This is a genomic window from Nonomuraea fuscirosea (assembly GCF_003001935.1).
GTDB classification, from domain to species: domain Bacteria; phylum Actinomycetota; class Actinomycetes; order Streptosporangiales; family Streptosporangiaceae; genus Nonomuraea; species Nonomuraea fuscirosea.
Genome location: NZ_PVNG01000002.1, coordinates 326,198 through 346,588, shown reverse-complemented (window position 1 = coordinate 346,588; position 20,391 = coordinate 326,198). Strand labels below are relative to the sequence as shown.

At 72.6% G+C, this 20,391-nt stretch carries 18 protein-coding genes; 11 read left to right on the top strand and 7 right to left on the bottom strand.

Annotated features, from left to right (window positions below; genetic code table 11):
- Positions 1–602 precede the first annotated feature (602 nt).
- Positions 603–2,015, bottom strand: coding sequence for a GTPase HflX (gene hflX, locus B0I32_RS05125; RefSeq protein WP_106235402.1), 1,413 nt, complete (start codon positions 2,013–2,015; stop codon positions 603–605).
- 108 nt (positions 2,016–2,123) lie between these two features.
- A complete protein-coding gene (locus B0I32_RS05120) occupies positions 2,124–2,816 on the bottom strand; it encodes a DUF4097 family beta strand repeat-containing protein (protein ID WP_106235400.1) in 693 nt (230 codons plus the stop codon).
- A gap of 144 nt (positions 2,817–2,960) precedes the next feature.
- Here B0I32_RS05120 and aceB point away from each other — a divergent pair, with 144 nt between their 5' ends.
- The 8 genes from aceB to B0I32_RS05080 all read left to right on the top strand — a co-directional run bounded on the left by aceB (position 2,961) and on the right by B0I32_RS05080 (position 12,183).
- Positions 2,961–4,538, top strand: a complete 1,578-nt coding sequence (gene aceB, locus B0I32_RS05115; RefSeq protein ID WP_106235398.1) for a malate synthase A — start codon at positions 2,961–2,963, stop codon at positions 4,536–4,538.
- A 15-nt stretch (positions 4,539–4,553) separates the two neighbouring features.
- A complete protein-coding gene (locus B0I32_RS05110; RefSeq protein ID WP_106235396.1) occupies positions 4,554–5,990 on the top strand; it encodes an FAD-linked oxidase C-terminal domain-containing protein in 1,437 nt (478 codons plus the stop codon).
- A 40-nt stretch (positions 5,991–6,030) separates the two neighbouring features.
- The gene (locus tag B0I32_RS05105) at positions 6,031–7,236 is read left to right on the top strand and encodes an FAD-binding oxidoreductase (protein ID WP_245955591.1); all 1,206 of its coding nucleotides are present in this window, start codon (positions 6,031–6,033) and stop codon (positions 7,234–7,236) included.
- A gap of 46 nt (positions 7,237–7,282) precedes the next feature.
- Entirely contained in the window at positions 7,283–8,491 is a 1,209-nt protein-coding gene (locus B0I32_RS05100; protein WP_181307025.1) for a (Fe-S)-binding protein, read from the top strand.
- Positions 8,488–9,234 (top strand): IclR family transcriptional regulator, encoded by a 747-nt coding sequence (locus B0I32_RS05095; protein ID WP_106235392.1) that lies wholly within the window; start codon positions 8,488–8,490, stop codon positions 9,232–9,234. The genes B0I32_RS05100 and B0I32_RS05095 overlap by 4 nt, the downstream gene beginning before the upstream one ends.
- Before the next feature lie 14 nt (positions 9,235–9,248).
- Entirely contained in the window at positions 9,249–9,989 is a 741-nt protein-coding gene (locus tag B0I32_RS05090) for an IclR family transcriptional regulator (protein WP_106235390.1), read from the top strand.
- Between the two features lie 3 nt (positions 9,990–9,992).
- On the top strand, positions 9,993–10,205 hold the full coding sequence (locus tag B0I32_RS05085; protein ID WP_106235388.1) for a DUF2277 domain-containing protein: 213 nt from the start codon (positions 9,993–9,995) through the stop codon (positions 10,203–10,205).
- A 61-nt stretch (positions 10,206–10,266) separates the two neighbouring features.
- Positions 10,267–12,183, top strand: a complete 1,917-nt coding sequence (locus B0I32_RS05080; RefSeq protein ID WP_106235386.1) for a zinc metalloprotease — start codon at positions 10,267–10,269, stop codon at positions 12,181–12,183.
- A 94-nt stretch (positions 12,184–12,277) separates the two neighbouring features.
- On the opposite strand, the gene B0I32_RS05075 is transcribed toward B0I32_RS05080, so the two are convergent.
- Positions 12,278–12,739, bottom strand: coding sequence for a septum formation initiator (locus B0I32_RS05075; RefSeq protein WP_146178046.1), 462 nt, complete (start codon positions 12,737–12,739; stop codon positions 12,278–12,280).
- Between the two features lie 92 nt (positions 12,740–12,831).
- Here B0I32_RS05075 and B0I32_RS05070 point away from each other — a divergent pair, with 92 nt between their 5' ends.
- From B0I32_RS05070 to B0I32_RS05060, 3 genes are all read left to right on the top strand, one after another.
- Positions 12,832–13,509: a response regulator transcription factor gene (locus tag B0I32_RS05070; RefSeq protein ID WP_106235382.1), complete on the top strand. Its 678-nt coding sequence runs from the start codon at positions 12,832–12,834 to the stop codon at positions 13,507–13,509.
- Positions 13,506–14,744, top strand: coding sequence for a sensor histidine kinase (locus B0I32_RS05065; protein WP_106235380.1), 1,239 nt, complete (start codon positions 13,506–13,508; stop codon positions 14,742–14,744). Before B0I32_RS05070 ends, B0I32_RS05065 begins: the two co-directional genes overlap by 4 nt.
- A gap of 66 nt (positions 14,745–14,810) precedes the next feature.
- On the top strand, positions 14,811–15,152 hold the full coding sequence (locus B0I32_RS05060) for a PepSY domain-containing protein (protein WP_106235378.1): 342 nt from the start codon (positions 14,811–14,813) through the stop codon (positions 15,150–15,152).
- Between the two features lie 172 nt (positions 15,153–15,324).
- Here B0I32_RS05060 and B0I32_RS57445 read toward each other — a convergent pair whose 3' ends face one another.
- From B0I32_RS57445 to B0I32_RS05035, 4 genes are read right to left on the bottom strand one after another with little or no spacing between them, the layout of a single operon-like run.
- Positions 15,325–16,431, bottom strand: a complete 1,107-nt coding sequence (locus B0I32_RS57445; protein ID WP_181307023.1) for a hypothetical protein — start codon at positions 16,429–16,431, stop codon at positions 15,325–15,327.
- Positions 16,428–18,896 carry an Hsp70 family protein gene (locus B0I32_RS05045; RefSeq protein WP_106235373.1) on the bottom strand — a complete coding sequence of 823 codons (2,469 nt, stop codon included), beginning with the start codon at positions 18,894–18,896 and terminating at the stop codon, positions 16,428–16,430. The genes B0I32_RS57445 and B0I32_RS05045 overlap by 4 nt, the downstream gene beginning before the upstream one ends.
- Complete coding sequence (locus B0I32_RS05040; RefSeq protein ID WP_146178044.1) at positions 18,889–19,374, bottom strand: hypothetical protein; 486 nt, start codon at positions 19,372–19,374, stop codon at positions 18,889–18,891. The genes B0I32_RS05045 and B0I32_RS05040 overlap by 8 nt, the downstream gene beginning before the upstream one ends.
- The gene (locus tag B0I32_RS05035) at positions 19,371–20,384 is read right to left on the bottom strand and encodes a serine/threonine-protein kinase (RefSeq protein WP_106235369.1); all 1,014 of its coding nucleotides are present in this window, start codon (positions 20,382–20,384) and stop codon (positions 19,371–19,373) included. The genes B0I32_RS05040 and B0I32_RS05035 overlap by 4 nt, the downstream gene beginning before the upstream one ends.
- Positions 20,385–20,391 lie beyond the last annotated feature (7 nt).

Below are 20,391 nucleotides of genomic sequence, written 5' to 3'. Positions count from 1 at the left end.
GGACGACATGGGGGGTCTCCTGCTCTTTTCCGCACCTCGTTGGTGCGGTGACCGTATCGCCGGAGGCATGATCCGGCGATTTCAGTTCAGTTACGTTATTTCACATGTTGGGCTGGTGTACAGGGTTATTCGGAAGAAAGACCACTCATCCCAATCGTCACGCAGCCCTACCGCGTCCCCAGGGCTCCCGCTGACGACTCGAACGCGCACGACCCTCATCCGAAACTCAGAACCGAACCCAAATCCAGACCAAAGTTAGGTCTGGCCAATCCTAGCAATCCCAGGGTTCGGGGACCACTGCCGCTTTTGGGCAGGTCTGCGCGCTTTGAGGCGAGAGCTGACCCCCATACCGGGAAGGGCGCCGAAAAGGCGCCCCTCAAGTGTCCCATCGGTCCCATCGAGAGCCCATGGGCGTCGGCGGCCGTGAGTATCCATGGCCGCCGTCCATGGGCCGGCGTGGTCATGGCGTCCGTGGCCGCCTTCCAAGGGCGTCCACGGTCGTCCGTGGGTGTCCGTGAGGCGCGGTGGTGACAACCGCCCCCACCGCACGCCCACCCGCAGCGTACGCGACCTCAGCGGCCCCGTACGCGCGCCAGGAAAGCCTAGGAGACGTGCTCCACCGGCTTGCCCACCTTCTTCAGCTCCTCCGCCAGGCTAGGCAGCACCCGCGCGTGCAGCACGGTGCCGTCGCCCACGTGGTCCACGGAGAGCACCTCGCCCTCCTTGTGGGCCCGCGAGACCAGGTCTCCCCTGTCGTAGGGCACCAGCAGCTGCACCTCGTGGTCGAGCCGCGGCAGCCGTTCCTCGATCAGCGCCATCAGCTCGCCGATCCCCTTGCCCGTGCGCGCCGACACCACGATGCTGTCGCGTTCGCGCCTGGCGATCCGGTCGAGCACCTCCTGGTCGGCCGCGTCGGCCTTGTTGATCACCACGATCTCGGGCACCTCGGCGGCGCCCTCGATGTCGGCGAAGACCTCGCGCACGGCCGCCAGCTGCCCCTCGGGGTCGGGGTGCGAGCCGTCGACCACGTGCAGAATGAGGTCGGCGTCGGCGACCTCCTCCAGCGTCGAGCGGAACGCCTCGACGAGCTGGTGGGGCAGGTGCCGGACGAAGCCGACGGTGTCGGCGATCGTGAACAGCCGGCCCTCCGGCGTGCGCGCCCGGCGCACGGTCGGGTCGAGGGTGGCGAACAGCGCGTCCTCCACCAGCACGCCCGCGCCGGTGACGCGGTTGAGCAGCGAGGACTTGCCGGCGTTGGTGTAGCCGGCGATGGCCACGGCCGGGACCTCGCGCCGCTGGCGGCGGTTGCGCATGGTGTCGCGGGAGGTGGACATGCCGCCGATCTGGCGGCGCAGCTTGGACATGCGCTCGCGGATGCGCCGGCGGTCCAGCTCGATCTTGGTCTCACCGGGGCCGCGGCCGCCGATGCCGACGCCGCCCGCGGCGCGGCCGCCGACCTGACGGGACAGGTTGCCGCCCCAGCCGCGCAGGCGCGGCAGCAGGTAGGACAGCTGGGCCAGCTCGACCTGCGCCTTGCCCTCGCGGCTCTTGGCGTGCTGGGCGAAGATGTCGAGGATCAGCGCGGTCCGGTCGATGACCTTGACCTTGACGATCTCTTCGAGCTGGCGCAGCTGGCCGGGGGCCAGCTCACCGTCGCAGATCACGGTGTCGGCGCCGGTGGCCTCGACCACGTCGCGCAGCTCCAGGGCCTTGCCCGAGCCGATGTAGGTGGCCGGGTCGGGCTTCTGGCGGCGCTGGACGAGTCCCTCGAGTACCTCGGACCCGGCCGTCTCGGCCAGGAGCTTGAGCTCCAGAAGGGAGTTGTCGGCGTCCTCGGCCGTGCCGGAGGTCCAGACGCCGACGAGGACGACCCGTTCGAGCCGCAGTTTCCGGTACTCGACCTCGGAGACGTCCTGCAGTTCGGTGGAGAGGCCCGCCACGCGGCGCAGCGCCTGGCGCTCCTCGAGGTCCATGTCGCCGGTCTCGAACTCGTCGAGCTCGGTGTATTCGTGCATTCGTGTCATCTCTATGAGGGAACGTCTGGACACCCCGATGTCTTCCCACGATGGTGGCATGACACCCGCGGCGCAATCACCTGGTTATCCAGGCGCGTCCCGGCCCTGTCAAGGGGCCGCGACGGTGATGTCGCCCGAACCCGCCTTCAGCGAGATCTTCCGCGGCGAGGAGCTGTCGCTCTTGATCGAGACGTTCTTGTCGCCCGAGCCCACGTCGCTCTTCACGTCGTAGGCGCCGTCGGGGACGTTGAGGGTGATGTCGCCCGACCCGACCTCCAGCTCCACGTTGTCGGGGGCGGAGACGTACTTCAGCTCGATGTTGCCCGAGCCGGCCTTGGCCAGCACCTTCTTGCCGCCGAGGTCGGCCGCGTCCACGTCGCCGGAGCCGACCCGCAGGTCGATCGGGCCGGTCAGCGCCCTGAGCGTGAGGGTGCCCGAGCCGCTCTCCAGGTCGACGGGCAACCCCTTGGGGATCTCGATCTTGTAGTCGACGCTGCAGCTCCCCCAGTTCGACGGGCACTCGTAGGTGAGGAACAGCGAGCCGCCCTCGACCTTGTGCTCGGGGACGGGCTTGTCGTCGCCACGCCAGCGCAGCTTCTCGACCACGCGCACGCTCGCGCCGTCGGTCTCGGTGATCACCGCGTCGCCCGCGTCGCTGTCCAGCCGGAGTGTGGAGACCTTGTCCTTCACCTCGTACGAGGCCGTGTCCTCGTTGCTGGGACCGCCCAGGCTCCCGAGTCCGCAGCCCGTCATCAAGAGGGCGGAGGCCAGCAGGCCGCCCGCGATCGCCATCGTCTTCATACTCCCGAATCCTGACGTGTGCGGCCCGGACGCACATCGGGGATCACCCCGGGGGAACCCCAACCTTTGACCCCCGGGCACCAGGGGAGTAACTTCACTTCCACAATCCAGAATCGATTTTCCATACAGCGGAAAGGCGTCCTGATGGAGATCACCGGCCCGATGCTCGACCGGTTCGACGAGATCCTCACGCCGGAGGCGCTCGCCTTCGTGGCGGCTCTCCAGCGGGAGTTCGGCGCCAGGCGGCTGGAGCTGCTCGACGCCCGCCAGGCGCGCCAGGCGGAGCTGTCGGCGGGCGGCATGCTCGACTTCCTGCCGGAGACCAAGGAGGTCAGGGAGGCCGACTGGCAGGTCGCCGCCCCCGCGCCCGGCCTGGAGGACCGCCGGGTCGAGATCACCGGCCCGGTCGACAAGAAGATGACCATAAACGCGCTCAACTCCGGCGCGAAGGTGTGGCTGGCCGACTTCGAGGACGCCAACTCCCCGCTCTGGGAGAACTGCGTGGCCGGCCACCTCAACCTGCGCGACGCGCTCGACCGCACGATCGACTTCGAGACCGGCGGCAAGTCCTACGCGCTGCGGCCCGACGCCGAGCTGGCCACGGTCGTGGTCCGCCCGCGCGGCTGGCACCTCGACGAGAAGCACGCCCAGGTGGACGGGCAGCCGGTGGCGGGGTCGCTGTTCGACTTCGCGCTCTACTTCTTCCACTGCGCCCAGCGGCAGATCGACAAGGGCAGGGGGCCGTACTTCTACCTGCCGAAGATCGAGTCACATCTGGAGGCCCGGCTCTGGAACGACGTGTTCACCAGGGCCCAGGAGTTGCTCGGCATCCCGTACGGCACGATCAGGGCGACCGTGCTCATCGAGACCTATCCGGCGGCGTTCGAGATGGAGGAGATCCTCTACGAGCTGCGCGACCACTCGGCCGGGCTCAACGCGGGCCGCTGGGACTACCTGTTCAGCGTGATCAAGAAGTTCCGCACCAGGGGGCGCGAGTTCCTGCTGCCCGAGCGGAACGCGGTGACGATGACGGCGCCGTTCATGCGCGCGTACACCGAGTTGCTCGTGCGCACCTGCCACAAGCGCGGCGCGCACGCCATCGGCGGGATGGCGGCGTTCATCCCCTCGCGCCGGGACCCCGAGGTCAACGCGGTCGCGCTGGAGAAGGTGCGGGCGGACAAGACGCGCGAGTCCAACGACGGGTTCGACGGGTCGTGGGTGGCGCACCCCGACCTGGTGCCGGTCTGCCGTGAGGTGTTCGACGGCGTGCTCGGCTCGCGACCCAACCAGCTCGACCGGCTGCGCGAGGACGTCAGCGTGTCGGCGGCCGAACTGCTGGCCGTCTCCGAGACGCCGGGTGAGATCACCGAGGCGGGGCTGCGCAACAACGTGGACGTGGCGCTGCGCTACCTGGCCGCCTGGATGGGCGGGCTGGGCGCGGCGGCCATCCACAACCTCATGGAGGACGCGGCCACGGCCGAGATCTCGCGCTCGCAGATCTGGCAGTGGATCCACAACGACATCACGCTGGCCGACACGGGCGCGCAGGTGACCAAGGAACTGGTCGAGCGGATCATCTCGGAGGAGCTGGCCAAGATCGCGCAGGAGCCGGGCTACGACGAGAAGCTGTTCGGGCAGGCGACCGAGCTGTTCAAGGAAGTGGCGCTGGACGACGACTTCGCGGAGTTCCTGACGCTTCCGGCCTATGCTCAAATGCCATAAGAAGGGGGATCGGTGATGGACACCCTCATAGCGGCTCTTCGGTCGCTGCTGCCCCACGACTCGGTGATCACCGATCCGGTACGCCTGCGCACCTACGAGTGCGACGGCCTCACCTACCACCGGGCGACCCCCGGCGTGGTCGTGCTCCCGGGCACGGCCGAGCAGGTCGCCCGGGTGGTGCGGCTCTGCAACGACTTCGGCGTGCCGTTCGTGGCCAGAGGCTCGGGCACGGGCCTGTCGGGCGGCGCGCTCCCCCGCGAGGACGGCGTGCTGATCGTCACCTCCAGGATGCGCGCGATCCTGGAGGTCGACCTCGCCGACCGCAGGGCCGTCGTGGAGCCGGGCGTCACCAACCTGGCGATCACCGAGGCCGTGCGCGACCGCGGCTACTACTACGCGCCCGACCCCTCCAGCCAGCAGATCTGCTCGATCGGCGGCAACGTGGCGGAGAACTCGGGCGGCGCCCACTGCCTCAAGTACGGCTTCACGGTCAACCACGTCGAGGCGTGCGAGATCGTCACGCCGGACGGCGACCTGGTCACGCTCGACCGCATGGACCCCGGTTACGACCTGCTGGGCGCGTTCATCGGCTCGGAGGGCACGCTGGGCATCGCCACCAAGATCACGGTACGGCTCTGCCGCGCGCCCGAGGCGGTGACCACGGTGCTGGCCGCGTTCGAGAGCATCGAGCAGGGCGGGCAGGCCGTCTCGGCGATCATCGGGGCGGGCATCGTGCCGGCCGCGATCGAGATGATGGACGCGCTGGCCATCGAGGCGGCCGAGGCGGCGGTGGCCTGCTCCTACCCCGAGGGCGCGGGCGCCGTGCTGATCGTCGAGCTGGACGGGCCCGCCGCCGAGGTGGAGCGGCAGTTCGCGCAGCTGGAGGAGATCTGCTCGGCGGCGTTCGAGCTGCGGGTGGCGGCCGATCCGGCCGAGCGGGCGGCGATCTGGAAGGGCCGTAAGTCGGCGTTCGCCGCGGTCGGGCGGATCAGCCCGGCCTACATCGTCCAGGACGGCGTGGTGCCGCGCACGTCCCTGCCCGCCGTGCTGGCCGCCATCGACCGGCTGTCCGCGGAGCACGACATCAAGGTGGCCAACGTCTTCCACGCGGGCGACGGCAACCTGCATCCGCTGGTGCTGTTCGACGACGGGGATCCGGGGGCGGGCGAGCGGGCCGAGGTGGTCTCCGGCGCGATCCTGGACCTGTGCATCGAGCACGGCGGCTCCATCACGGGCGAGCACGGCGTCGGCGTCGACAAATCCCGATATATGCCGAAGATGTTCAGCGCGGACGACCTGGACACGATGCAGCTCGTCCGGTGCGCGTTCGACCCTCAGGGCCTGGCGAACCCGGGCAAGGTGTTCCCCACCCCGAGGTTGTGCGGCGAGGTGCCGGGCGTGCGCAAGGGCGTGCATCCGCTGGTCGAGTCGGGAAAGGCCGATCAGTTGTGAACGGGTCGTCGATGAGCGGGGCGAGGGTGAGCGGGCAGTGGTGACCGGCGGTCTTGAGGGGGCGGGCGTGTTCGGCGAGGTGACGACCAGGCAGGCGGGCGACGACGACGCCGTGTGCGGGGTGCGGCCGCGCTGGGTCGCACTGCCCGAGACCGTCGAGGAGATCGCCGCCGTCCTGCGCGCCTGCGCCGAGCGCGACCTCGCGGTGGTGCCCGCGGGCGGCGGCACGAAGCTGCACTGGGCCCCGCCGCCCGAGCGCTGCGACGTCCTGCTCGACCTGTGCTGCATGAACGAGGTGCTGGAGCACGCCGCCGGCGACCTGGTCGTCCGCGCCCAGGCCGGGGTGACGATCGCGGCCCTGTCCGCGGCCCTCGCGGGCGAGGGGCAGGAGCTGGCCCTGGACGTGCCGTTCGGCGAGGACGCGACGGTCGGCGGCACGCTCGCCGCCCCGCTGCCCGGGCCGCGCGCGTTCCGCTACGGCACCGCCCGCGACCTGCTCATCGGCATCACGGTGGTGCTCCCCGACGGCACCGTGGCCAGATCCGGCGGCAAGGTGGTCAAGAACGTCGCGGGCTACGACCTGGGCAAGCTCTTCACCGGCTCGTACGGCACCCTCGGCGTCATCGCCGAGGCCACGTTCCGCCTGCACCCGATGCCCCCCGAGCGCCGCTGGGTCGTCGCCGAGCTGGGCGGCGCCCGGGTCCCCGCGGTCGCCGCGGCGCTGGCCGCCTCCCAGGCCGAGCCCAGCGCGGTGGAGGTGGACCGGCCGGACCCGGCGGGGCCGCTCACCCTGGCCGCGCTGGTCGAGGGCACGGCGGCGCAGACCAGGGGCGAGACGCTGCGCGAGCTGATCGGCCCGGCCGAGGTGAGCGGCGAGCCGCCTTCGTGGTGGGGGCAGGTCTTCGGTGACGACGTGCTGGTGGAGGTAAGGTTCCCGGCCTCCGGCACGGCGGCCGTGCTGGACGCGGCGGCCGGGTGCGGGCTGTCGCTGCGCGGCTCCCCCGTCGCCGGGCGGGTGCTGCTGGAGCCGGGGCGCGAGCTGGACGAGGACGAGCTGGCCGCGACGGTGTCGGGGCTGCGCGAGAAGGTGGAGGCGGCCGGCGGGCGGGTGAGCGTGCTCGCGGCGCCCTGCCAGGGCGTGGACCGGTGGGGACACGTGAGCGGGCTGCCGCTGATGCGGCGGGTCAAGGAACGCTTCGATCCCGGGCGCAGGATGTCTCCGGGCCGGTTCGTGGGAGGCATCTGATGGGCCGAGACGGCGAAGCCGGCGCGAGGGGGAAGGGAGTGCGGCCATGAGCTTGGATCCCGAGCTGATCAACGACTGCGTGCACTGCGGGTTCTGCCTGCCGACGTGCCCCACGTACGCGCTGTGGGGCGAGGAGATGGACTCGCCGCGCGGCCGGATCCATCTGATGAAGCAGCACGTCGAGGGCACGCCCATGACGCCGGAGATGGCCGGGCACTTCGACGCCTGCCTCGGCTGCATGGCGTGCGTGACGGCCTGTCCCTCGGGCGTGCGCTACGACCGGCTGATCGAGCAGACCAGGGTGGAGGTGGAGCGGCAGCACGTACGCGAGCCGCGCGAGCGGGCCGTGCGCGGCCTGGTGTTCAGCCTGTTCCCCTACCCGCGCAGGCTGCGGCTGCTGCGGCCGGGGATGTGGCTGGCGGAGCGGCTGGCGCCCTTCCTCGGCCGGGCGAACCCCAGCCTGGGCGCCATGGCCGCGCTCGCGCCGCGCGTGGAGCACCGCCAGCGCCTGCCGCGCGTGGTGCGGGCCAGGGGCGAGCGCAGGGCCGTGGTCGGGATGCTCACCGGCTGCGTGCAGGGCGAGTTCTTCCCGCAGGTCAACGCGGCCACCGCACGGGTGCTGTCGCTGGAGGGCTGCGACGTGGTCATCCCGCGCGGCCAGGGCTGCTGCGGCGCGCTCAGCGTGCACTCGGGGCTCGACGGCCAGGCCAGACGGCTGGCGAGCAGGACGGTGCGGGTGTTCGAGCGGGCCGGCGTCGACACCGTCGTGGTGAACGCGGCCGGCTGCGGCTCGTCGATGAAGGAGTACGCCGAGCTGCTCGGGCGCGAGCCGGGGTTCCGGGTGATGGACCTGTCGGAATACCTGGCCGAGCTGGGTCCCGTGGCCAAGCGGCATCCGCTGCCCGTCACGGTCGCCTACCACGACGCCTGCCACCTGGCCCACGCCCAGGGCGTGCGCTCGCAGCCGCGCGAGCTGCTGGGCGCGATCCCCGAGCTGGAGCTGCGCGAGATCCCCGAGTCGGCCATCTGCTGCGGGTCCGCGGGGACGTACAACCTGCTGCAGCCCCAGGCCGCGCGCGACCTCGGCGACAGGAAGGCCAAGGCGGTCGGGACGACCGGCGCGGAGCTGCTGGTCTCGGCCAACCCCGGCTGCACGATGCAGATCGCGGCGGCGATGCGGCGCGGCGGCGCGGAGATCCGGGTGGCGCACACGGCCGAGGTGCTGGACGCCTCGCTGCGCGGGGTGAGCCTGTGAGCGTCCAGTCGGTCGAGCGGGCGCTCGACGTGCTGGAGGCCCTGGCCGAGCACGGAGGTGAGGCGGCGCTGTCGGAGATCGCCGCCAGGACCGGGCTGCCGTACGGGACCATCCACCGGCTGCTGCGCACGCTGCTCGCCCGCGGTTACGTGCGTCAGGAGTCCGACCGGCGTTACGCGCTGGGCGGCGGGCTGGTGCGGCTGGGCGGCATCGCGGAGAGCATGGTCGGCGTGTGGGCGCAGCCGTACCTGGCCAAGATGGTGGAGCTGTCCGGCGAGACGGCGAACCTGGCCGTGCTCGAAGGCGACTTCATCGTCTACGTGGCGCAGGTGCCCTCGCCGCGCAGGCTGCGCATGTTCGCCGAGGTCGGGCGGCGGGTGCTGCCGCACAGCACGGCGGTGGGCAAGGTGCTGCTCGCCGGGCGCCCCGCCGCCGAGGCGGTGGCCGTGTTCGAGCGCACCGGCATGCCGCGCCGCACCCCCAACACGATCACCGACCTGCCCGCCATGCTGGCCGAGCTGGGCGCGGTCAAGGACCGCGGCTACGCCATGGACCTGGGCGAGGAGGAGCTCGACGTGCACTGCCTGGCCGTGCCCGTGCTGGACGGCGAGCGCGTGGTGGCCGCGATGTCGGTCTCGGGGCCGGCCGGGCGGATCGACGCTCTCGACCGCGACGAGCTGGCAGAAGGACTGCGCAAGATCGCCCTCGATTTCGGTGACGAGCTCAGTCCCGTCCGTAACTGAACTATCGTTGCGTCATGGGCAACAGCACGTCGGTTCAGTCGGTCGACCGTGCCATCGCGATCCTGGAGATCCTGGCCCGCGACGGCGCCACCCGAGTCACGGACGTCGCACAGGAGCTCGACGTGCACAAATCCACCGCCTCCCGGCTGCTCGCGGCCCTTGAGCACGGCGGGCTCGTGGAGCAGAGCGGCGACCGCGGGCGCTACCGGCTCGGCTTCGGCGTCGTCCGGCTGGCCGGCGCGGCCACCGCCCAGCTCGACCTGGCCCGCGAGAGCAGACCGGTGTGCCTGCGGCTGGCGGAGGCGGTCGGCGAGACCGTCAACATCGCGGTCGCGCGGGCCGGTGACACGGTCAACATCAGCCAGGTACGCGGCCCCGCCGCCATCAGCGGCCACAACTGGGTCGGCCAGCGCACCCCCTCCCACGCCACCTCCAGCGGCAAGGTGCTGCTGGCCTTCGGCGCGCTGCGGCTTCCGGCCGAGCTGGAGCGCTACACGCCCCGCACCATCACCTCCCCCGCCGAGCTGGGGCTGGAGGAGATCAGAGACCAGGGCTGGGCCAGCGCCGTGGAGGAGCTGGAGGTGGGGCTGAACGCGGTGGCGGCGCCGATCAGGGGCGCCGACGGCTCCGTGGTGGCCGCGGTCAGCGCCTCCGGGCCCTCCTACCGGCTGACCAGGGAACGGCTGCCGGACGTGGGCGCGCTGCTCGCCGAGGGCGCGAGGGAGATAAGTCAGCGCATCGGCCATTACGGTTAGGGCATGTGTAGAAGCATCAAAACCCTCCGGCCGCCGTACACCGAGGACGTGACCGAGGAGGACGTACGGGCCGCCGCGCTGCAGTACGTCAGGAAGATCTCCGGCTTCCGCGCGCCGGCCGGGCACAACGCCGAGGCCTTCGACCGGGCGGTCGAGACGATCACCAGGGCGTCGGAGGAGCTGCTCGGGGCGCTCCAAGTTCGCGGGAGTCGTTGACAGGGTCATCCCGCGGGAGAAGTGTCCCCGGTATGACCTCAGGCGATCCCCAGGAGCTCCCATGATCAGCGGGCTGTACCAGGGACAGGACGGCGACTCGCGGCTGGCGCTCCGCGTCGACGTGGACGGGCCCAGGCCCACGGGGCGGGTGAGCGGCGACCTGTTCACGGTCGCGGGCGCGACCACCTCGTACGCCGGCTCGTTCGTGGCCGGCGCCCCTGCCGTGCGGGGCGACGGTGACCGGACCCTGATCGAGGGACGGGCCGCGTTCAGCGTGGACACCCCGGACCGGGACGTGCGCGTGACGATCGGCGACGGGGGCGGGACGGCCGTCGTCGCGGGGCGTACCTACGAGGTGGCGTTCGCCTCGCCGTTCTTCCGCAGCGTGGTGCTCGAAGTGGACTCCGTGGTGGGCGCCGAGCCGTTCACGGCGTACCGGACCGGCTCGCTGCCGGGGCCGGCCGGGTCCCCCGACCGGGAGCTGACCGTGCCGGCGGCGTACGCGGAGGCGGGCGTCGAGCTGCGGCTGAACGAGCCGGAGGTGATCCCGGTGACCGGCTCGGGCGCGGACCTGGCCTGGGACGACGCCGAGCTGCACCACGCGATGACCCGGCACTTCAGCGCGTTCGCCGACCAGCCCGCCTGGCGGGTGTGGCTGCTGGTGGCGAGCAAGCACGTGGGCGGCTACCGGGGCATCATGTTCGACTACAACGACGCGCACCAGCGGCAGGGCGCCGCGGTCTTCCACGACGCGATCATGGGCGCGACGCCGCAGGCGCGGCGGGCGCAGTTACGCACGTACGTGCACGAGCTCGGCCACGCCTTCAACCTGCTGCACTCCTGGCAGAAGAACCTGGCGAACCCGCCCCAGCCGCTCGGCCCCGACGGCGGCTTCGGCGACCTGTCGTGGATGAACTACGTCCAGCACTACTCCCAGGGCGGCGAGGAGGGCTACTGGGCCGCCTTCCCGTTCCAGTTCACCGACGCCGAGCTGGTCCACCTGCGCCACGGCTTCTACCGGAACGTGGCCATGGGCGCGGACGCCTTCGGCAAGGGCGCCGCCGAGATCGCCCCCTTCGAGCCGCCGGTGGAGGACCACTCGGGGCTGCGGCTGGAGGTGCGCGCCAAGGACTCGTTCGAGCTCGGCGAGCCCGTCGTGGTGGAGTTCAAGCTCTCCCGCACGGCCGGGCCGCGCGCCACGCACGGCCATCTGCATCCGGACACCGAGTTCACCCAGGTGTCGATCACGCAGCCGGGCGGCAGGACGCTGCTGTACCGGCCGATGATGCGGCACTGTGTGGACACCTCACCGCGGATCCGGCTGGACGACGGCAATCCGGCCCTCTATCGCAGCGCGTACATCGGGCACGGCCGCGACGGCCACTACTTCCAGCAGCCCGGCGAGTACCAGGTGCGGGCCCAGTACATCGCCGCCGACGGCTCCCGCATCGTCTCCGCCGTCTGCCCGGTCAAGGTGCGTTTCCCCGTCTCCCGCGACGACCACCAGGTGGCCGAGCTGATGCTGGGCGAGGAGCAGGGCATGCTGTTCTCGTTGCTCGGCTCGGACTCGCCCCGGCTGAGCGCGGGCAACCAGGCGCTGGACGAGGTCATCGGCCGGCACGGCCAGCATCCGCTGGCCGTCTACGCCCGGATGGTCAAGGGGCTGAACGCGGAGCGGGAGTTCAAGGAGCTGACGCCGGGCAACCGGCTGCGGGTGCGGCTGCCCAATCCCAAACAGGGCATCGAGCACCTCAGCGCCGTCGCCCGCGACCCCGGCATCGACAACATCACCCTCAACCTGGTCATGCGCCGGCTGGCCAGGGCCGAGGCGCGGCAGGGCGACCTCGGCCGGGCGAACGCGGTGATGGACCGGATGGTCGCCACGTTCGAGGCCAAGGGGGTCAACGAGATCGTCATGGGTCAGATCCGGCGCCAGGCCGAGCTGACGAAGACGGCACTCGCGGCCGAAGTCTCCTGAGGCCGCAGTCTCCTGAGGCCAGGACCGCCTGACGCCAAATCGCCTGACGCCGCAGTCTCCTGACGCCCGGCTTTCCTGACCTCCCGCCGCGCCGTCACCGGGAGCGGACGACGGGCGAGCCGCCCGAGCAGACGATCGTCAGCTCGACGTCCTCGCCCTCGTCCGGCTCGAACTCCACCTTGGCCTCCCGGGCCGGCCCCGCGTCCACGCTGTCCACCGAGTAGTCCTGGGCCGGGCTCCACGAGCGCAGCGTCACCAGGCCGCCGTCGCAGGAGGCGATCACCGTCCCGCCGGCGCTGCGGATCAGCTTGTCCCTGGGCGTCCGCGACGGCGTCGCGCTCGGCGGTGCGCCTGTGCTGGTGGGGGTGCCGGTGGAGGTGCCGGTCGCGGAAGGGGTGCGGGTGGCGGCGGTGGCCAGCGCCGAGCGGACCTCCCCGGCGCTGAGAACGTGGCCGTCGGTGCCGGTGATGCCGTTGCCGAGCAGGCCGATGACCGCCACGGCGGCGCCGGTGGCGGCGAGCGCGGTGGCGGCCCAGGCCACGACGAGTCTCTTCATCGCCATCACGTTCCCCCATGTACGGCTAAGGCCAGGTTAAGGCGGCCCTAAGGCTGCTCAATGCAGGGCGGAAAAGCGTCTACGTTCTTGCTATGGCTGACATTCTGCTCATCGAGGACGATGCGGCGATCCGGACGGCGCTCAGCCGCGGGCTGCGGGAGCTCGGTCATGCCGTCTCCTCCTCCCCGACGGCGCTGGACGGGCTGCGGCTGGCCGTACAGGACCGGCCCGACCTCATCGTGCTCGACCTGGGGCTGCCCGACCTGGACGGGGTGGAGCTGCTGCGGATGTTGCGGGCGGTCAGCAAGGTGCCGGTCATCGTGGCCACCGCCCGCGACGGGGACGCCGAGATGGTGCCCGTGCTGGACGCGGGGGCCGACGACTACGTGGTCAAGCCGTACAGCGCGGCGCAGCTCGACGCCCGCGTACGTGCCGTGCTGCGGCGCTCGGGCGAGTCGGCGCCGGAGCCGCTGGCGGTGGGGACGCTGCGGGTCGATCCGCGGGCGCGTACGGCCACGCTCGACGGCGCGGCGCTGGACCTGACGCCGCGCGAGTTCGACGTGCTGCACTATCTCGCGGCCCGCCCCGGCGAGGTGGTCACCAAGCGGGAGCTGCTGACCGAGGTGTGGCAGCTGCCCTACGGCGGGGCGGACAAGACGGTGGACGTGCACCTGTCGTGGCTGCGCCGGAAGCTGGGCGAGACGGCCGCCGAGCCGCGTTACCTGCACACGGTGCGCGGCGTCGGCGTCAAGCTGGTCGAGCCGTCGTGAGGCGCTGGCTGGCGCTGCTCGTCGCGGCGACGACGTCCCTGGTGCTGATCGCGCTGCTGGTGCCGATGGCGCTGCTGATCCGCGCGGTGGCCGAGAACGGCGCGATGAGCCGGGCCACGACCGCCGCCGAGTCCGTGGCGGTCGCGGTGGGCACGGACGAGCTGGCCGTGGCGGTGGAGCAGGTGTCGCGGCCCGTCACCGTCTTCCTGCCGGGTGGGGGCCTCATCGGGGCCCAGGCCGCGCGCTCCGACGCGGTACGCCTGGCCGCGACGGGCCGCAGCGTCACCGCCGAGGCCCCCGGAGGCAGGGAGGTGCTGGTCTCGGCGCAGTCGCCCGAGGGGACGGCCGTGATCAGGGTGTTCGTGGCGGACGCCGAGCTGATGCGCGGCGTGCGCGAGGCGTGGCTGGCGCTGCTGCTGCTCGGGCTCGGGCTGGTGGTGCTGGGCATCGCGCTGGCCGACCGGCTGGCGCTGGCCGTGACGCGGCCCGTGGACGGACTGGCCCGCGTCTCGCACCGGCTGGCCGGGGGCGACCTGAGCGCCAGGGCCGAGCCGGGCGGTCCACCGGAGGTGCGTTCGGTGGCGCTGGCGCTCAACCACCTGGCCGCGCGCATCGACGAGCTCCTGGTCGCCGAGCGGGAGTCCGTCGCCGACCTGTCGCACCGGCTGCGCACCCCGCTGACGGGCCTGCGGCTGGACGCGGAGTCGCTGCGTGACCCGGAGGAGGCGGCGCGCGTCCAGGCCAGGGTGGACGCGCTGGAGCGGGCGGTGAGCTCGGTCATCACGGAGGCGCGGCACCGCTCGGCGGGCCGCGAGTCGTGCGACGCGGCGGCGGTGGTGCGCGAGCGGGTGCGGTTCTGGTCGGTGCTGGCCGAGGACCAGGGGCGTGAGGTGACGGTGACGCTGCCCGACGGCCCGCTGCCGGTCGCGGTGGGGGCCGAGGAGCTGGCCGCGTCGGTGGACGCGCTGCTCGGCAACGTCTTCGCGCACACCCCTGAAGGCGTCTCCATGGCGGTACGGCTCCGGCCGCACCCCACCGGAGCCCTGCTGAGTGTGGAGGACGCGGGTCCCGGGTTCGAGCCCGCGCTGCTCGAACGGGGGAACAGCGGGGGCGGCTCGACCGGGCTGGGGCTGGACATCGCCCGGCGCAGCGCGGAGTCGTCCGGCGGCGGCCTGACCGTCTCCCGGTCCGCGGACGGCGGAGCCCGCGTCGACGTGCTCCTCTCCCGCCCCTGAACGCCTTCTCCTCGCCTTAACCGCCGTTTAGCGCGCGGTTACCGGGCTTCGCGGTTTCGTGGAGTCATGCAGATCACGAAGAAGTTCATCGTCGCAGGTGCCGGAGTCGTCGCGCTGATCGGTGGCGGTGGCGCCGCCTACGCGGCCACCACGTCCGCCGCCCCCGCCGCCCCCAAGGTCACGGCCGAGCAGGCCATCGAGATCGCGCACAAGACCGTGCCCGGCGCGTGGGTCAGCGAGCTCGACTTCGACAGCCAGGGCACCCGGGCGGACGTCTGGGAGCTGGAGCTGACCAAGGGCTCGGAGCGTCACGAGGTGAAGGTGGACGCGGCCTCGGGCAAGGTCGTCAAGAACGAGATCGACAGGAACGACCGGGACGACGACCACGACGGTGACGACGACGACTGATCCCTCTTCCCCCAGCCACGCCGGCCCGCCTCCAGGTGGGCCGGCGTCCTCATGCCCGGCCCGTGTCATCGCGGGCCGGCGTCCTCATGCCCGGCCCGCTTCGTCGTGGAGCCGGGCGTCCTCTTGTCCGATCCGCCTCATGACGGGCCGGGGCTCCCGTGCCCGGCCCGCGTCACCCCTGGGGCGTGATCCGCAGGGTGACCGTGCGGTTTCTCGGGGGCTGCCGGTGCGGGTCGTCCGACTGGTCGGCGCTGACGAGCGTGAACGACGTGCGCGGCAGGCCGCCGCCCTCCGCCAGGTGGCGGGCCGCCACCAGGGCGCGGCCCAGGGCGACCACCGAGCCGCCGCGCGTCCGGCCGCCGGGCACCGGCAGCGCGTGGCCCACGACCGTGATCCGCACGTCCATGCCCGCCATCCTGCGGCCCAGCCCGCGCAGCAGTGCCCTCCCTCGGGGGCTGACGTCCGCGCTGCGCGGGAACAGGCCCGTGTCGAAGCGTACGTACACGTCCTGGGAGCGGCGCCGTACCGTGACGCCCGGCATGGAGAGCCGTCCGGCGATGGCGGCGAGCCCCGCGTCGAGGCGGTCTGTGGCGGCGGCGCGGCGCTCCTCGGCGGCGGCCAGTTCCGCCCGCTCCCGCTCGACCGCCGCGCGTTCCCTCCCCAGCGCCGTGCGTTCGGTCTCAAGGGCGGCCTCCAGGGCGGCCACCCGGCCGGCCAGGGCGTCGGCCCGTACCGGCGAGGCGGGCGCCCCCGCGCCCCGCCCAGCCGCCCCCAGCGCCACCACAGCACCGCCGGCCAGCACCACGGCCGTCACCGCCGCGGCGGCCAGCACGGCCCGGCCCGGACGGACGAGCGGCCGCATCCGGCGGCGACCCGCGGTGATCCGCGCGATCGTGCGCCGCCCCTCGGCCGCCGCCGCGTCGCCGGGCGACAGTTCCTGCACGGCGGCCCAGCACCGATCCGCCTCGGCCAGCTCCCCACGCTGCGCGTGCACCCGAGCCCGCAGATCCAGCACCGCCACAGCGCTCGACGCGGCGCCCGGCGCAGAATCCGGCCCAGAATCCGGCACAGAATCCGGCACAGAATCCGGCGCCGAAGGCGATGCCGGATCCGATGCCGGATCCGCTGCGGCACCCGTCCCCGTCCCCGTCTGGTCCGGGGCGTCGGCGGCCGTCGGGTCCAGCTTGTCCAGCAGGCGGAGGGCGGTGTCCAGGTCGCCGGTGCGGGCGGCGGCGCGGGCGCGGTCGAGGGTCAGGCGGGTGCGCAGGGCCTCGTTCATCGCCTGACCAGGCCGATGATCTTGTCCTGCTCGCCCTTCGGCAGCATGCGGATCATCCGCTGGTTCACCCCGTCGAGCCCCGGCCGGTCGCCGGCGGCGATGGCCCGCTCGCCCTCCTGGATCAGCGCCTGGGCCCCTCCAGAGGGCTCCAGCATCTCCCGCAGCCCCTGGAACAGGGTGACCGGCCAGTCCGGGCTACGCCGTTCCAGCTCCATCAGCAGCCGCCCGGCCCGGTCGATCTGGGCGCGTACGGCCGCGATGTCCCGCGCTCTGATCGCCTCGCGCGAGCGCCCGCGCAGCCCGGCCAGCTCCACGCGGTCGGCGGGGTCGCCGAGCACGTCCACGAGCCGGTCCGCCTCGTCCAGCAGCCCGTCCAGCTCCTCAGCGAGCGCGGGCAGCAGCGCGGCGTCCTCGACGTCGTCCAGCTCCGCCTGCAGCTCGCGCAGCCGCTCCTCCGCCGTGGCCGCCGCGCCGACGTCGACCCGGGCCGCGCGCACCTGCTCGCGGGCGGTCGTGACGGTGCCCTCCGCCTCGATCCTGGCCAGCCGGCCGGCGACGTCGGACGAGCCTCCCGACGAGGCCGTCCCGCGCAGCGTGTCCAGGCGCCGCTCGGTCTCGGCGAGCAGCGTCTCCAGCACCTCCGCGTCCGGTATGCGTACGTCGCTCAGGTTGATCTCGCCCTCGAACTGGGTCTGCACCAGCGGCACGTCCGCCACCACCGTGACCAGGCTGGAGGCGTCGACCTCGAAGGTGACCTCCACCTCCGTCCCCGGCGGCAGGTCGATCGTGACGTCCTTGGGCCGGATCTCCAGCTGGCCGACCACGCGGTTGCGCTCGCCCCTGCTGCGCTCGCCCTGCAGCACCGGGATGCGGATGACCGCGTCGGCGTCGGAGCGGCGCAGCGCGGCGGCGGTGTGGAACACCTCGCGTACGGACGTCGGCAGTGTGACGCCCTTGCGCAACATCGGCGCGAAGGCCCTGTCGGCGAGCTGGATGCCGAGCGAGTGCGCCAGCCGCACCCCGCCGAACTCGACCTCGCCGTGCTTGATCGACAGCGTGTCCGGCGTGAGCGGCCGGGGCGCGCCCCGGTCGTCGATCAGCTCGACGCGGAAGCGCGAGGTCCTGCCCTTGTCGATGTCCACCTCGGTGACGAAGTGGCCGGTGTCGCTGAGCGGGATCCTGCCGGTGGTGAACGGCGGCCGCCCCTCGGGGTTGCTCAGCGTGACCGAGTGGCCGCCCCAGCCGGTGGCCGGCCCGCTCACCCGGCCGGCGACGGTGGGCCTGGTCGTGGTGACGATGGGCTCGTATGCCAGATCGACCGCGAACTCGCCCTCGACCCTGGTCTGCGTCCGCGGCCGGCGCAGGGTGGCGGCGAAGACGGCCGCGCCGCGGGCGACCACCGTCGTGGGGTCGAGGCTCACGTCGAGCTCGATGCCCAGGCCGTGCCGCGGGTCGGCGAGCCGCTCCCGCAGCCCCGGCGACAGGGTGACGCCGCCGACCAGGAGCAGCCGGTCGATGTCGGCCGGGCCCAGCGCCGCCTCCTTGAGCGCCCTGCGGCACAGGTTGATCGCCCGCTCGTAGAACGGTTCGGCGGTCGCGTCGAGCTCGCCACGGCGCAGCGTGTACTCGAAGGTCTCGCTGCCGCCGTCCGCGCCCGTCAGGTCGACGAGGAGGTCCGCCTGGTCCATCCTGGACAGCAGGATCTTCGCCTCCTCGGCGGCGGCCTTCAGCTTGGCGAAGTTGTAGCGCCATCTGGGGTTGTCCCGGCGAAACTCCTCCAGCCCGAGCTCGCGGGCGGCGGCCGGGGCCAGGATCCGCTCCACCAGCGCCCAGTCGATCAGCTTGCCGCCCAGGTACGGGTCCCCCGAGTGGTCGAGCACCCGCAGGTCCCCGTCACGCTTGCTGACCACCGCCGCGTCGAAGGTGCCGCCGCCGAAGTCGAACACCATCCAGTACGCCCGCTCGTCGGCGTCGTCGAACCCGTACGCGAACGCCGCCGCGGTCGGCTCCTGCACCAGCGGGCAGGCCGTGGTGAAGCCGGCCAGCAGGGCGGCGTCGGTGGTGGCCTTGTTCTGGTTCAGCGTGAACGCGGCCGGCACGGTGATCACGGCGGCGTCCGGCGGGGTGCCGGTGTGGTGGGCCGCGTCGGCGCGCAGCGACTTGAGCACCTCGGCCGACAGCTGCGGCGGCGACAGCCGCACCCCGGCCCTGGCGAAGCTCGTGCGCGCGTCGGCCAGCCCCATCTCCAGCTTGAACTCCGCCGCCGCGTTCTCCGGGTCGCTCTCCACCCGCTCCCGTGCCCGCCGGCCGACGTGGACGAGGTCCGGCTTCGGCATCCAGACGGCCGAGGGCGTGGTGTCCCAGCCGTCGTTGTTCTTGATCACGGTGACGGTGTCGTCGTCCGCCACGGCGATGGCGCTGTTGGTGGTGCCGAGGTCGATGCCGAAGTCGATGGTGTCACGCATGTCCGTTCCTCAGGTCTTCTCGGGTGGGGCGGCCGACGATCACCTGGCCCAGCTGGATGTGCCGCTCCCGCAGGTAGATCGAGGGCCGCACGGTCTCCAGGACCGTCTCCGCGCTGAGCGACGGGTCGTCCTGGAACAGCAGGACCTCGATGGAGCGGCCGGAGTGGAACGCCTCGCCGTCGTGGTCCTGGAGGACCAGTCCGGCCTCGGCCAGCGCGGCGCGGGTCGTGCGCAGGTGGCGGGCGGTCTGCCGGCCGGCGGCGTCCGCACCGGGCGCGGCCAGCCTGCGCTCGGCCCGCCACAGGTGGGTGGCCGCGGTGGCGAGCGACTTCTCGTCCAGCGGTTCCGGCGGTCGCGGGGCGTCGAGCAGCGCGGCGAGCTGCGCCATGACGGGTTCGTCCCAGAAGGGCGGCGGGATGCGGAAGGCCCGATGGTGACACAACTGCCCGAGCTCCTCCCGGAACGTACGGCGGTTCACAGGACCACCCCCCGCCGCCAGAGCGCGAGCCGGGACCGGTGGAGTTCGCGCAGGGGCGGCCACAGTTCGACGGCTTCCTCCATGAGTGCGGTGGCGCGGGCCAGTTGCCCGGGGACGCGGTGCAGGCGCAGCGCCTCGGCGGCGATCCGGCGGGCGCGCTCGTCCGGCGGGCCCGCCACGGACGCGCGCCGCTCGCGCAGGGCGGCGGCGAGCTCGCCGGCCGTGGCCGGACGGTGGCGCGGGTCGAGCGCGAGCGTGGCCATGACGATCTCGTCGAGACCGCGGTCCACCTCGTCGTTGTACCTGCTGGGCGGCAGCAGCGGCCGGTCGAACCGGGCCAGGCCGAGTCCCTCCCCGTACGGCAGATAACCGGTGAGCAGCAGGTACGCGATCGCCCCGACCGACCACACGTCGCTCGCGCACGAGTGACCCAGATAGCCCAGCACCTCGGGGGCCATGAACACGATCGTGCCCCGCCCGCTGGCCATGCGGGTGACCGGGTCGGCCCGCCTGGCCAGGCCGAAGTCGCTGACCCGCACCCGAATGTCGCCGCCCTCGTAGCCGATCAGCACGTTGGCCGGGGTGAGGTCGCGGTGCACGACGGGCGGGTCCTGCTCGTGGGCGAGCGCGAGCCCGCCCGCCATCTGCTCCGTCACCCGCACCACGAGGTCCGTGGGGATCCCGCGCGGGTAGGCGGCGGTCAGGGTCTCCAGGCTGCCGCCGGGGACGTACTCCATCGTGAAGAAGCCGCGCAGCCCCTCCGGCGTCCGCACGGTGCCGGCGTCGAAGAGCCGGACGATGTTGGCGTGGCCGAGCGTGGACAGCAGCCGGGCCTCGTCCAGCATCCGGTGCGTCTCCTCCAGCGAGGCGATCCGCTTGAACAGCTTCATCGCCTGCAGCCCCAGGTGCTCGTGCCGCACGCGGTGCACCTCGGCGAACGAGCCCTCGCCGAGCAGCCGGTCGATCACGAGGGTGCCGGTGACCCGGTCACCGCTGTTGAGCAGCGCCATCGTCCCG